The following is a 13740-nucleotide window of genomic DNA, read 5'->3' on the forward strand; positions in this document are numbered from 1 at the left end:
CCTATCGTTCGCCAACCACAACAGAACACGGCTCCACCTGGCGTACGCCGCTCTCGTCGTCGGGCTGGTTCAACACAACCCACCGTCGAGATCAGGAGAAACCTGCTCGTGGCCACCTACCTATACAAACTCGGCCGGCTAGCCTTCCGGCGGCGCGGTATCACGGCGCTGATATGGCTGCTGCTCTTCGTCCTCGCCGGGTTCGGCGCGTCGTCGGCGGGCACCGCGCCCGAGGACGACTTCGCGCTGCCCGGCACCGAGGCACAGCAGGCGTTCGACCTTCTTGAGGAGCGCTTCCCCGGGCAGTCCGCCGACGGCGCGACGGCCCGTATCGTCTTCGAGGCACCCGACGGCCAGAAGATCACCGCCGCCGACTCCCGCGAGGCCGTCGACGGCGTGCTCGACGGCATCGCCGGCAACCAGGTGGAGCAGGTCAGCGACCCGTTCGCAGACAACGCGGGGGTCAGCAAGGACGGCTCCACGGCATACGCGGTCGTCGACTACAAGGTCACGTCCATGGAACTGGACGACTCGACCCGCGACGCCATCACCGACGTGGTCGACGAGGAGCGCGACGACGGTCTGAACATCCAGGCCGGCGGTGACGCGCTGATGGTCGAGCCCGACATGGGCAACGGCGAGATCATCGGTGTCGGCATCGCGCTGGTCGTGCTCGTGATCACCTTCGGCTCGCTGGTCGCGGCCGGGCTGCCGATCATCACCGCGCTCATCGGCGTCGGCATCGGCATCTCCTCGATCACGGCGCTGGCGACCGTGCTCGACCTGTCCGCCACGACCTCCACGCTGGCGATGATGATCGGCCTCGCGGTCGGCATCGACTACGCCCTGTTCATCGCCTCCCGCTACCGGGCGGAGCTGACGGACGGCCACTCCCGCGAAGAGGCGGCGGGCCGCGCCGTGGGCACGGCCGGCTCGGCGGTGGTCTTCGCCGGCCTCACCGTGATCATCGCGCTGGCGGGCCTGGCGGTCGTCAACATCCCGATCCTGACGAAGATGGGCTTCGCGGCGGCCGGTACGGTCGCGCTGGCGGTGCTCATCGCGCTCACGCTGGTCCCGGCCGCGCTGGGCATCGTGGGCAAGCGGATCTACGGCCGCAAGGTGCGCAAGGCCAACCCGGAGACCGGCGCCCCGAAGGCGTCCGACCACGACACCAAGCCGAACATGGGCACCCGGTGGGCCCGCGGGGTGCTCAAGCGCCCGGTCCTGGTGCTGGCCGCCGCCATCATCGGGCTCGGCGCGCTGGCCGCGCCGGTGGCGAGCATGGAACTGGGCCTGCCCGACGAGGGCAGCCAGCCGACGGACACCACGCAGCGCAAGGCGTACGACATGCTGTCCGAGGCGTTCGGTCCGGGCTTCAACGGCCCGGTCACCGGCGTCATCGACGCCACCGAGGCGGCGAACCCGCAGGACGCGGCCGACGAGGTCGTCGCGCGGATCTCCGACGTGGACGGCGTCGTCTCCGTCACCCCCGCCGGGTTCAACGAGGCCGGGGACACCGCGACCGTCATGGTCACCCCGTCCACCGGACCGAGCGACACCGACACCGAGAAGGTCGTCCGCGAGATCCGCGACCTGTCGTCCTCGCTCCAGGACGAGACCGGCGCGGAGCTGTACCTCACCGGCAGCACCGCGGTGAACATCGACTTCTCGAAGGTGCTCGACGACGCGCTGGTGCCGTACCTGGCGCTGGTGGTCGGCCTGGCGTTCGTCCTGCTGATGCTGGTGTTCCGCTCCGTGCTGGTGCCGCTGAAGGCCGCGCTCGGCTTCCTCTTCTCCGTGCTCGCCGCGCTCGGCGCCGTCGTCGCGGTGTTCCAGTGGGGCTGGCTGGCCGGGGCCTTCGGGGTCGAGGAGACCGGTCCGATCATGTCGATGATGCCGATCTTCCTGATCGGCGTGGTCTTCGGCCTGGCGATGGACTACGAGGTCTTCCTGGTCAGCCGGATGCGCGAGGCGTACGTCCACGGCGAGTCCGCCGGCGAGGCAGTGGTCACCGGCTTCCGGTACGGCGCCCGGGTGGTCACCGCGGCCGCGGTCATCATGATCAGCGTCTTCGCCGGCTTCATCGGCGCGGGCGACGACATGGTGAAGATGATGGGCTTCGGCCTGGCGGTGGCGGTCCTCTTCGACGCCTTCCTGGTCCGCATGACCATCGTCCCCGCGGTGCTCGCGCTGATCGGCAAATCCGCCTGGTGGCTGCCGAAGTGGCTGGACCGGATCCTGCCGAACGTCGACGTGGAGGGCGAGAAGCTGTACCGGCAGCTCGCCGCGGCCCCCGCGCCGCCGCCGACCGCCGGCGAGGAGCGGGAGCCCGAGCCCACCGGCGTGCGCTGAGGCACGACCCGCGGTGCCCGGCACCGCGGGACCACACCAACCCGACCGGGGCCCGGTGGCGTTCGCGCCACCGGGCCCCGGCGCGTTGCCACCCGCTGCCGCTCGGTGCCGCCCGTTGCCCCCCGCTGCGCCGAGCCTTGACGTTCATCCGATGAATCTCTACGTTCCCTCCCCAGCAAGCGCTTGAATCTGACACAACTCCCATAGACATCGGATGGATCAAGGTCCTTGAGGGAGAACGGGATGAACGGGTTTGCACGACGGCACGTGCTGGCGATCGGCGCCGGAACCGCGGCGGGCTCCGCGCTGGGCCTCGCGCCCACCGCCGCAGGCGCCGCACCACAGGGCCCGGCCGGGGCCGCGGACGAGAACGCGACCGCCGACGACTGGGGCCGGGTCCCCGACCCCGTACCGGTGCCGCTGACCGCCCACTTCGACAACGACGGCGTCGACACCGCCGACGCCCGCGGCGGCAACTTCGACGGCAGCGGCTACACCTACCCGGGCGAGGAGCTGCCCGCGGGGCCGATCGAGGTCGACGGCTTCCCCTTCGACTTCCCCGGCGCGGACGCCGGCGCCCCCAACAACATCGTCGCCATGGGCCAGCGGGTCGAACTGCCCCCGGGCCACTACCTGAGCGTGCTGTTCCTGGCCTCCTCCTCGTACGGCACCGCCTCCGGCGAGGCGACCGTGCACTACGCCGACGGCAGCACCGCCACCGCGGGACTGTCCGCCCCCGACTGGTACTCCGGCGGCGGCTCGCTCAGGGCCCCGTACCGCTACGCCCCCAACGGCACCAAGGACCCGCACCAGGTGTCCATCGCCGTCGTCGAACTGGGCCTGGACCCGGTCCGCGAGGCGGTCGCGCTCACCCTGCCGGTCATCAACCGGGCCGAACCCGACAAGCCGGCGCTGCACATCTTCGCGCTCTCCCTGCAGCCCGTCGCCGAGGGGCGCGCCGTCGCGCTGCGCAACGTCCGCTCCACCACCGCCTCGCTGGAGCGCTCCGGCGCGCAGTCCGTCGAGGCCACGCTGATCAACGCCGGCGCCGTGTGGATCGCCGCCCGCGACGGCCTGTCGGTCACCGTCGACACCGAGGGCGCCCGTACCGTCGCGCCGGTCCCGGTGCCGCGGCTCGGCCCCGGCGAACAGGCCCGGGTCACGGTCGGCATCCGCAACCGCACGGGCGTGGCGCCGGGCACCGTGCAGGAGGGCCGCGTCCTCGCCACCGGGCGGGGCGGCACGGCCGCCGAGGTCACCCGCCCGCTGACCCTCGGGGTGCCCGACTTCGAGCCGACCGACGCGTCGCTGAGCAGCCATCAGGCGCCGTACTGGTTCAACGACGCCAAGTTCGGCATCTTCATCCACTGGGGCGTGTACTCGGTGCCCGCCTGGGCGCCGGTCGGCAAGCAGTACGCGGAGTGGTACTGGCAGCAGATGAACCAGCCGGACAACCCGACGCACGCGCACCACCGGGAGGTGTACGGCGAGGACTTCGCGTACGACGACTTCATCCCGATGTTCCGCGCCGAGCGCTTCAACCCGCGCTCCTGGGTCGAGCTGTTCCGGGACGCGGGCGCGCAGTACCACGTGCTCACCTCCAAGCACCACGAGGGCTTCGCGCTCTGGGACACCAAGCTCTCCACCCGCAACTCCGTCGCGATGGGCCCGCGCCGCGACCTGATCAGGGAGCTGTTCGACGCGTCCCGCAGGTACACCCCCGACCTGCACTGCGGGCTGTACTTCTCGATGCCGGAGTGGTTCAACCCGGACAACCCCTGGTACGGCCACGCCCCGCGCAACCCGTACACGCTGGAGCCCGTGCCGTACACCGGCTACACCTCGGGCCAGGACTACGTCCGCGACTACCAGGCCGGGCAGATGCTGGAGCTGATCCGCGAGTACGACACCGAGATCATGTGGTGCGACATCGGCGGCGACAACGACAGCCACCGGGTGCTCGCCGAGTACTTCAACCACGCCAAGAACCGCCCGCGGCCGATCGAGGTGACGGTCAACAACCGCTCCGGCATCGGCCCGCACGACTTCTCCACGCCCGAGTACGAGGTGTACGAGAACACCGTCGTCGCCAAGTGGGAGGCCAGCCGCGGCCTCGACCCGCGGTCCTACGGCTACAACGCCGAGACGCCCGACGATGCGTACATGACGACCGAGGAGGTCGTGCACAGCCTCGTCGACATCGTCAGCAAGAACGGCAACTTCCTCCTCGACATCGGCCCGCGCGCCGACGGCACCATCCCCGAGATCATGGAGCGGCGGCTGCGCGAGACCGGCGAGTGGCTGCGCGTCAACGGCGAAGCGATCTACGGCACCACCTACTGGTCGCGCATGGCGCAGCTCGGCGAGGACCTGCGGTTCACCATGAAGCGCGACGCCTTCTACATTCACTCGCTCGCCGCGCCCTCGTCCCGGCTCGTCGTCGAGGCCCCGGTGCCCCTCAGGGCCGGCGACGAGATCACCATGCTCGGCTACGGCGGCCGCCCGCTGAACTGGGACGTCGACGGCGGCGCGCTGGTCGTCGAGGTGCCGGCGGCGGCCCGCAGGGCGGGGAAGCACGCCTGGGTTTTCAAGGTGAGCACCCGCCCCTCTTCCTGAAAGGCACCTCATCCGTCATCGTGCTGCACTGTCATCGAACGGCCTCGACGGAGAGGACGCACCATGGCAGGGCTCTGGAGCACGGACGGCGTACTGCGCCGCAAGCCCATCGAGCACATCGAGACCGCCGAGGGCGAGAGCGGCGAACAGCTCACCCGGGTCCTCGGGCTGTGGCAGCTCACGGCGATCGGCGTCGGCGGCATCATCGGCGCGGGCATCTTCGCGCTCGCCGGCGCGGTCGCCAACGGCACGGCGGGCCCCGCCGTGCTCGTCTCCTTCCTGATCGCGGGGGTGGCGAGCGCGGCGGCGGCCCTGTCGTACGCGGAGTTCGCCGGCCTGATCCCCAAGGCGGGCTCGGCGTACACGTACGGCTACGCGGTCCTCGGCGAACTCGCCGGGTGGTTCATCGGCTGGGATCTGCTGCTGGAGTACACCGCGATCGTCGCGGTGGTGGCCATCGGCATCTCCGGCTACTTCTCCTTCCTCATGGAGAACATGGGCGCCGACCTGCCGGCGTGGATGCTCGGCGCCCCGGGCACCGGCGAGGGGCACAAGGTCGACCTGTTCGCGGTCGTGCTGTGCCTGCTGGTCGCGTACCTGCTGACCCTCGGAATCAAGAACGCGGCGCGCTTCGAGACCGTCGTGGTGGTGCTGAAGGTCCTGGTCGTGCTCGTCGTCATCCTGGTCGGCGTCTTCCACATCGACACCGCCAACTACAACCCCTTCTTCCCCTACGGCGTCGGCGGTGCGTTCACCGGCGCGGCGACCGTGTTCTTCGCGGTCTTCGGCTACGACGCGATGTCGACGGCGGCCGAGGAGTCGAAGGAGTCGCAGCGGCACATGCCGAAGGCGATCCTCTACTCGCTGGCGATCTCCATGCTGCTGTACGTGGCCGCGACGCTGGTGCTGACGGGGATGCAGAACTACAAGGGCATCGACCCGGAGAGCGGCTTCTCCACGGCGTTCGAGTCGGTGGGTCTCGGCTGGCTGGCGAACCTGATCGCGGTGGGGGCGATCATCGGCATCCTCACGGTGATGTTCACCTTCATGCTGGGCGTCACGCGCGTGTGGTTCTCGATGAGCCGCGACGGGCTGCTGCCGAAGTGGTTCGCCAAGACGCACCGGACGCGGCACGTGCCGACGCGGGTGACGTGGATCGTGGGCGTCGGCTCGGCGCTGATCGCGGGCTTCCTGAAGATCGGGGAGGCCGCGGAGCTGACGAACATCGGGATCCTGCTGGCGTTCGTGGTGGTGTGCGTCGCGGTGATCGTGCTGCGCTACCGGCAGCCGGACCTCCCGCGGACGTTCCGCTGCCCGGGGATGCCGATAGTGCCGCTGATAGGCGTCGGCTTCTCGATCTGGCTGGTGACGTTCCTGAAGTGGGAGACGTGGCTGCGGTTCGGCGTGTGGTTTGCGGTCGGGATGTTCGTGTACTTCACGTACTCCTACCGCCGCAGTGAGCTGGGCCGCGCCGAGCGGGCGGCGGCGGAGGGGCCCGATCTCCACAAGCGCGACGAGCCGCGCGGCTGACGCGGGGCGGGCCCGTACCGGCCGCGGACGGTGCGCCGGTACGGGTCCTGCCGCCCGCGGGCGCTGAGACGGGACTGTGACCGCGCACGGACCGGGGCTCAACCCGGCGGTGGTTTCCTGAGGATGGGCGATGAGTTTCCGGCGCCGGCCAGGTCTCACCTTCCAGACGGAACCACACCGCCACCGGCGGCCCGGCAGGGCCGCCGCCTCCCGACCGAGAGGTGTCCGATGTGCTCCCACCGGCCCGAGTGTCCCGCCGCCGACCGCCCCGACCGCGACGCCGCGCAGACCGTGGCCTTCCACCCCGAGCAGGGCTGGAGCCTGCTGTGCAACGGCACGATCGTCTTCGACGACACCGGTGAACTGCTGCCGACCGGCGCCGTCGTCGCGCCGCGGCGCGAGGTGCGCCCCGGGCTGCTGACGACCGCGGCGTGAGGCCCGTCGGCGTACGCCCCTCTTGATTCTTCCGCCGGGCCCGGCCCCTCAGGTCCGCCCGCCCGGCGAGCCGCCGACCGCGGTCGGCAGGCTGCTCAGCGACACCGCGCCCGGCGGCGGCAGCGGCTCACCCGCCGCCTCCGCGCGGAACGACTGGAGCAGATACGCCACGAGCCGCCGCGACGCCGCCCGGTCGTCCGGCAGCGCGCCGACGAGACCGCAGTGCGCCAGCAGCGCCACGGCGAGGTCGGTGGGGTGGAAGTCGGCCCGCAGCGCGCCCGCCGCCTGCGCCCGGCGGACCAGCACCGCGAAGTCCCGCTCCGCCCGCTCCCGCACGGCCGCGTCGGCGCGGGTGCCGTCCGGGAAGGCCGCGAGGAACGCGGCCGGGAAGCCCCGCTCCTCCCGCTGCAGTTCGCAGACCGTCTCGACCAGCCGCCGGAACCCCCGCCACGGATCGGGGTCCGCCAGTGCGTCGGTGAGCGCCTGGCCGCAGGTGGCCATCTGCTCCGCGTACGCGGCCCGCACCAGCGCGTCCCGGGTCGGGAACCGCCGGTAGAGCGTGGCCACGCCGACCCCCGCGCGCCGGGCGACGGTCGCCATGGGCGCGTCGATGCCGTGCTCGGCGAAGACCGCGCGGACGGCGGCCAGGATGCGCCGCCGGTTGCGCCGGGCGTCGGCGCGCAGCCCGTCCGGGCCCGCGATCCGAGAGGATTCCGCCGCCAATGTCTCTCACCTCCGGCTCAACCGGACGATCTCGTCCACTTGTCAGCCTACGCTCGGCCCCCGGATACCCGGCCGCCGCGAAGGTGAGGACGATGGCAGTGCGCACGATGAGAGCCGTACTGTTCGACCGCTTCGGCGGGCCCGAGGTGCTGTATGTGGGCCGGGTGCCGCGCCCGGAGCCCGGCCCGGGCGAGGTTCTCGTACGGGTGCACGCGTTCAGCGTGAACGGCGGCGACCTGGCGGTACGTTCCGGCCGGGCCCGCGCCCTCAGCGGGCGGAGGTTCCCGCAGCGGGTCGGGCAGGACTTCAGCGGCGAGGTCGCCGCGCTCGGTCCCGGCGCCGCCGGGGTCGCGGTCGGCGACCGGGTGTGGGGCTTCGTGGGGCGCACCGCGAGGGCGCGCAGCGCCGCCGAGTACGTGGCGGTACGGGCCGGGCGCCTCGGCCGGGTGCCGGACGGTCCGAACGCGCCGGACCTGGTGGCCGCCGCCGCACTGGTGGTGACGGGCACCACGGCGGTCACCGCCCTGCGCGACAAGGCGGCGCTGCGCCCCGGCGAGCGGCTGCTGGTCAGGGGCGCGGCCGGCGGCGTCGGCAGCGCCGCCGTCCAGCTCGGCCGGGCGTACGGCGCCGAGGTCACGGCCCTGGCCCGGGCCGCCAACCTGGACTTCGTCCGTACGCTCGGCGCCCACCGCGCCCTCGACCACCGGGAGACGTCACCGGCCGAGCTGGGCCTGTTCGACGTCGTCCTCGACACGGCGGACGCCGATCTGCGGACGTTCCGACGGCTGCTGAAGCCGGGCGGCCGCATGGTCGGCGTCGCCCTCGACCCGGCGCGGCCGCTCGGCTCGCTGAGCGCCATCGCGGCCAGCGCGGTGCACGGACGCGGGCGGGTGCGCTTCTTCAGCGGCAACCCCGCGGCCGCGCACGTCGACGATCTCGCCCGCCGGGTGGCGGGGGGGCACCTGGTGCCCGCGGTGGACACGGTCTTCCCGCTGGCCGAGACGGCGGCGGCGCACCGGGCTCTGGAGGCGGGCGGGGTACGGGGCAAGTACGTGGTCCGGGTCGACTGAGCGCGGCGGCGGGCGCCGGCGGGTGAGCGGGGCAGGTGACGGGCGCGGGGCCTACTCGCCGCGGACCGCGACCAGCACGCACCTGTCGCCGCACTGCCAGACCGTGCCGACCGCCGCGAAGCCCGCCTTCTGCAGCAGGTCCACGTGGCGCGCCAGGCTCAGCCCGTTGTCCCCCGCGGGGGCCGCGCCGCGGCGGCGCCGCTCGGCGAAGAGCCGGGCCAGCTCGGGCGCCTCGGCCGCCGCGTCCCACCATGAGGACCAGTCCTCGCCGCCCGGCATCCGCCGCCGCTCGGCCAGCCGGCTGCCGACCTCGCCCGCCAGCTCGGCGACGGCCGCGTCCTCCTGGGGCAGCCGGCCGGCGTTGACGAGCAGCCCGCCGGGGCGGAGCAGGGTGTGCAGCCTGCCGTAGACCTCCAGGAGCACGCGCTCGGGGAGGCGGTGCAGCATGGTCGCGGAGACCGCGGCATCCAGCGGGCGGTCGAGCTCCAGCTCGTCCTGCCAGCCGATGCCGCCGATCACCGTGTCGACGAAGCGGACCCGCGTGCCGTGCATCCGGCGGCCGAGGCCGAGCAGCACGGGGTCGGCGTCGGCGGCGACGACGTCGAGCGAGGGCATCCGGCGCTTGAGCCGGGCGGCCAGCGAGCCCGTACCGCAGCCGAGGTCGAGGACGGCGGGGCGGTCGCGGCCCGCGGTGATCAGCTCCACGAGGTCACCGACGACGGTGAACCGCTCCTCGCGACCGGCCTCCCGCTGCTCCCGCTGCAGTTCCCAGCGCACCGCCCAGCCCTTGGCCGCCGCCGCGCTCAGGTCCTCGCCCATTCCGTGAGGATACCCGGCTACGAGATCTTGAACTCGCGGTGACGCCGCGGGCGGGATGGTGCGCCCGGCGCGACCGGACGTCCCGGCGCGCCGCCCCGCGGGGGTTTCCGCCCCTGCCCGTACGCCCGGAAGGCGGCCGGTTCCCGGTCCGCGCACGACCGTTGACCACCTGTGGGTAAGGGCTTACTTTGACAGAGCACCGTCAGCAAGCGCTTTCTACGCCACCACGAAACGGGCCCGCCCTCCGACGCGCCCGCGTTCCGGCACGACTGGGAGCACTATGAGACGCCTAGCCAGACCACCCCTGTCACCCATCGCCGTCCTGGCCGCGCTGCTGGCGCTGCTCCTGGGCACGGCCTCGGCGACGGCCGCCCCGCAGGACGAGGAGGCCGACTTCCGGGTCCTGGTCTTCTCCAAGGTCACGAACTTCTACCACGACTCCATCCCGGCGGGCATCGAGGCCGTCGAGAAGCTCGGCGAGGAGTACGGGTTCGAGGTCGACTCGACCGACGACGCCGCCGCGTTCACCGAGGAGAACCTCGCGAACTACGAGGCGGTCGTCTTCAACAACACCAACTCCACGCCGGAGAGCGGCGACCTGCTCGACGCGGACCAGCGGGCCGCGCTGCAGTCGTACATCCAGGCGGGCGGGGGGTGGCTCGGCCTGCACGCTGCCTCGGCCAGCGAGCGCGACTGGGACTGGTACGAGGGCCTGGTCGGCGCGATCTTCGACAAGCACCCCGTGCCGCAGACCGGCCGGATCAAGGTGCTGGACAACACCCACCCCTCCACCAAGGGCCTGCCCCAGCTCTGGGAGCGCAACGAGGAGTGGTACAACTGGCGCGCCAACCCGACCGGCAAGGTGCACACCCTCGCGCAGATCAAGGTGCGCGACGGCATCACCGGGCTGGACGAGGGCGTCGACCACGCGTTCTCGTGGTGCCAGAAGTACGACGGCGGCCGGTCGTGGTTCACCGCCGGCGGCCACGACGCGTCGTCCTTCGACGAGCCGCTCTTCCTCAAGCACCTGCTCGGCGGGATCCGGTGGGCCGCGGGTGACGCGCCCGGCGACTGCTCGGCCACCCAGACCGGCAACTTCCAGCGCACCCCGCTGGTCACCGACGACCTGGCCGACCCGTTCGAGCTGGCCGTCGCCCCCGACCGGCGGGTGTTCTACGCCCAGCGCACCGGTGAGCTGAAGGTCGTCGACCAGGAGACGCTGAACGTCACCACCGCCCTGGACTTCGACTACACCCCCGAGATGACCAGCCAGTCCGACGGCCTCCTCGGGCTCACCCTGGATCCGAACTTCGCACGCAACAACTGGCTCTATCTCCTGCACTCCGACAAGGAGAAGAACCTCATCAACCTGTCCCGCTTCACCATGAAGGGGAACACCGCGGACCCGGCGTCGCAGAAGGTGCTGCTGACGGTCCCGACGTGGCGCGGCGAGGGCCGGGCCAACGTGCACATGGCCGGCTCGCTGACGTTCGACACCGAGGGCAACCTGTACGTCGCCACCGGCGACAACACCGACCCGTTCGAGTCCAGCGGCTTCACGCCCATCGACGAGCGCGAGGGGCGGCGCGCCTGGGACGCCCAGGGCACCGCGGGCAACACCAACGACCTGCGCGGCAAGGTGCTGCGGGTGAAGCCCACGACCGGCGGCGGCTACACCATCCCGAAGGGCAACCTCTTCCAGCAGGGCGAGTCGAAGACCCGTCCCGAGATCTACGCGATGGGCTTCCGCAACCCGTTCCGCATCACCACCGACCCGATCTCCGGCGCCCTGCTGGTCGCGGACTACGGCCCCGACGCGCGCAGCGCCGACCCGAACCGCGGGCCCGAGGGGACCGTGGAGTACAACCGGCTCACCAAGGCGGGCAACCAGGGCTGGCCGTACTGCATCGGCAACAACACGCCGTTCAACGACTACGACTTCGCGGCCGGCAAGGCCGGGGAGAAGTTCGACTGCTCCGCCCCCGTGAACGACTCGCCGAACAACACCGGCAAGACGCAGCTGCCGCCCGCGCAGCCCGCCACGGTCTGGTACGCGTACTCGGCCTCGCAGGAGTTCCCCGAGCTGGGCACCGGCGGCGGCGGCCCGATGAGCGGCCCGGTCTACGACTACGACCCGAAGAACGACAGCCCGTACAAGTTCCCCGAGTACTTCGAGGGGAAGTGGATCACCTACGAGCTGACCCGCAAGTGGTTCAAGACCTTCTCGTTCCAGGAGAAGGACCAGCAGTTCGAGGACCCGCGGTTCGCGCCCGCCAAGAAGGGCGACCTGCAGTCGATCAACGGGATCTTCGGCGACATGAGCTGGGTGCAGCCCTTCGAGGCGGACTTCGGCCCCGACGGCTCGCTGTACGTCATCGACTTCGGCGAGGGCAGCGGCACCGGCCGCGGCGGCAGCAACGAGAACGCCGGCATCTACCGCATCGACTACGTGGCCGAGGGCCGGCCGCCGGTGGCGAAGCTGTCGGCGTCGGCGGACTCCGGGCCCGCGCCGCTGACGGTGGAGTTCTCCTCGGAGGGTTCGCACTCGCCGGGCGACGACCCGATCACGTACGCCTGGGACTTCGACGGCGACGGCACGACCGACTCCACGGACCCCAACCCGACGCACACCTACACCGAGAAGGGCCGGTTCACCGCCCGGCTGACGGTGGAGGGGCCGCCGGAGCGTACGGCGATGGCGGTGCACGAGGTCACCGTCGGCAACACCCGTCCCGAGGTCACGGTCACCACGCCGGCCGACGGCACCGCGTTCGACTTCGGCGACACCGTTCCGTACAAGGTGGAGGTCAAGGACGCGGAGGACGGTGACATCGACTGCTCGCGCGTGGTGGTGCAGACGCAGCTCGGGCACGACGACCACCTGCACCCGCTGGACAACCTGACCGGCTGCGAGGGCGAGTTCAAGACCGACCCGGGCGACAGCCACGGCCCGGGGCAGAACCTCTACTACGGCATCAGCGCGCAGTACGAGGACGACGGCGCCGAGGGCGTGCCGAGCCTGGTCGGCTCCGACTCGCTGAGCCTGCGGCAGAAGTTCCGCGAGGCCGAGCACCACAACGGCACCGGCGGGGCGAACGGCGGCGTGGAGACGCTGGCCCGGGAGGACTCCTCCGGGGGCAAGCGGCTGGGCGAGATCGAGCACGGCGACTGGATCGTGCTGGACCCGGGGACCCCGAGCGGGATCGACTCGGTGACGGTCGGCGCCTCCTCGGCCGGGCTCGGCGGCGACGTCGAGTTCCGCGCGAACGCGCCGGACGGCGAGCTGCTGGGCAAGGCGACGATCCCGAACACCGGGGACTTCGCCAAGGTGGTCTCGCCCACGGTGCCGCTGACCGACCCCGGCGGGGTGGAGAAGGTCTACGTGGTCTTCACCAACCCGGCGTGGACCCCGTCGAGCCCGGACCTGCTGGCGCTGGACTGGCTGCACTTCAACGGCCGCGGCGCGGAGAAGGAGTCGGCGGCGAAGGTGACGGCGACGGCCTCGCCGGAGAGCGCGACGGCACCGGCGGAGTTCTCCTTCGAGGGCGCGGTGACGCTGCCGGAGGGGCGTACGGCCAAGTCGTACCACTGGACCTTCGGGGACAACGCGACGGGCGACGGCGCGGCGACGGCGACGCACACGTACACCAGGAAGGGGACGTACACCGCCCATCTGACCGTCACGGACGACACCGGGAATCTGACGACCGGTGCGGTGCAGGTCACGGTGAACTGACCACCGGCTCACGCACCACGCGGCGGCGGCCGGCCGGGGATGCCCCGGTCGGCCGCCGTTCGCCTGCCGCGGGCGCCGCGGGAGGGCGGGGCCGGGGCAGGCCGCACGCCGCGCGGCGGCCCGTACCGGGCATCGCCCACCCGGCGCCTGGCGCCCGGTACCCGGCACTTCGTACCCGTCGTCCCGCGCCCGGCGCCCGCCATCCGGCGCCCGTGGCGGTTCGTTCCGCGGGCGGGCGGCCGGATGGGGGTCTTCTCGCGCGCGATCCGGTGGCCGCGCCGCGGCGCTCCGTGCCCCGGCCCGGCCCCGTGCGGGTCAGCGTGCCGGGGCTGCCGTGGCCCCGGCATTCCGCACCCGGCATCCAGCACCTCGGCTACCGGCGCCCAGCACCCGGCACCCCGGCACCCCGGCACCCCGGCACCCGGTGGATCGCTCCGCGCTGGGCGACCGGGTGGGGGG

The 13740-nt window shown here is 72.3% G+C and carries 8 protein-coding genes; 6 read left to right on the forward strand and 2 right to left on the reverse strand.

Going from position 1 to position 13740, the window contains the following annotated elements:
• The first annotated feature begins 108 nt into the window (after positions 1-108).
• The 4 genes from OG946_RS03880 (at position 109) to OG946_RS03895 (ending at position 6933) form a co-directional block, all read left to right on the forward strand.
• Positions 109-2352: an MMPL family transporter gene (locus tag OG946_RS03880; RefSeq protein ID WP_326794760.1), complete on the forward strand. Its 2244-nt coding sequence runs from the start codon at positions 109-111 to the stop codon at positions 2350-2352.
• A gap of 243 nt (positions 2353-2595) precedes the next feature.
• The gene (locus OG946_RS03885) at positions 2596-4968 is read left to right on the forward strand and encodes an alpha-L-fucosidase (RefSeq protein ID WP_326794761.1); all 2373 of its coding nucleotides are present in this window, start codon (positions 2596-2598) and stop codon (positions 4966-4968) included.
• Positions 4969-5031: 63 nt separating this feature from the next.
• A complete protein-coding gene (locus OG946_RS03890) occupies positions 5032-6498 on the forward strand; it encodes an amino acid permease (RefSeq protein ID WP_326794762.1) in 1467 nt (488 codons plus the stop codon).
• Between the two features lie 228 nt (positions 6499-6726).
• Positions 6727-6933: a DUF5999 family protein gene (locus OG946_RS03895; RefSeq protein WP_101425633.1), complete on the forward strand. Its 207-nt coding sequence runs from the start codon at positions 6727-6729 to the stop codon at positions 6931-6933.
• A gap of 48 nt (positions 6934-6981) precedes the next feature.
• Here OG946_RS03895 and OG946_RS03900 read toward each other — a convergent pair whose 3' ends face one another.
• Positions 6982-7656 carry a TetR/AcrR family transcriptional regulator gene (locus OG946_RS03900; RefSeq protein ID WP_326794763.1) on the reverse strand — a complete coding sequence of 225 codons (675 nt, stop codon included), beginning with the start codon at positions 7654-7656 and terminating at the stop codon, positions 6982-6984.
• A 92-nt stretch (positions 7657-7748) separates the two neighbouring features.
• On the opposite strand from OG946_RS03900, the gene OG946_RS03905 reads away from it, so the two are divergent.
• Positions 7749-8726 carry an NAD(P)-dependent alcohol dehydrogenase gene (locus OG946_RS03905; RefSeq protein ID WP_326794764.1) on the forward strand — a complete coding sequence of 326 codons (978 nt, stop codon included), beginning with the start codon at positions 7749-7751 and terminating at the stop codon, positions 8724-8726.
• 51 nt (positions 8727-8777) lie between these two features.
• On the opposite strand, the gene OG946_RS03910 is transcribed toward OG946_RS03905, so the two are convergent.
• Entirely contained in the window at positions 8778-9545 is a 768-nt protein-coding gene (locus OG946_RS03910) for a class I SAM-dependent methyltransferase (RefSeq protein WP_326794765.1), read from the reverse strand.
• Between the two features lie 280 nt (positions 9546-9825).
• On the opposite strand from OG946_RS03910, the gene OG946_RS03915 reads away from it, so the two are divergent.
• Positions 9826-13281 (forward strand): ThuA domain-containing protein, encoded by a 3456-nt coding sequence (locus OG946_RS03915; RefSeq protein WP_326794766.1) that lies wholly within the window; start codon positions 9826-9828, stop codon positions 13279-13281.
• Positions 13282-13740: the final 459 nt, after the last annotated feature.

The organism is Streptomyces sp. NBC_01808 (assembly GCF_035917395.1).
Classification (GTDB): Bacteria; Actinomycetota; Actinomycetes; order Streptomycetales; family Streptomycetaceae; genus Streptomyces.

Excerpts from the sequence above, each read along its gene's own strand:
- OG946_RS03910 (WP_326794765.1), bottom strand. The coding sequence starts at position 9,545 with ATGGGCGAGGACCTGAGCGCGGCGGCGGCCAAGGGCTGGGCGGTGCGC.
- OG946_RS03905 (WP_326794764.1), top strand. The coding sequence starts at position 7,749 with ATGGCAGTGCGCACGATGAGAGCCGTACTGTTCGACCGCTTCGGCGGG.
- OG946_RS03890 (WP_326794762.1), top strand. The coding sequence starts at position 5,032 with ATGGCAGGGCTCTGGAGCACGGACGGCGTACTGCGCCGCAAGCCCATC.
- OG946_RS03885 (WP_326794761.1), top strand. The coding sequence starts at position 2,596 with ATGAACGGGTTTGCACGACGGCACGTGCTGGCGATCGGCGCCGGAACC.
- OG946_RS03915 (WP_326794766.1), top strand. The coding sequence starts at position 9,826 with ATGAGACGCCTAGCCAGACCACCCCTGTCACCCATCGCCGTCCTGGCC.
- OG946_RS03895 (WP_101425633.1), top strand. The coding sequence starts at position 6,727 with ATGTGCTCCCACCGGCCCGAGTGTCCCGCCGCCGACCGCCCCGACCGC.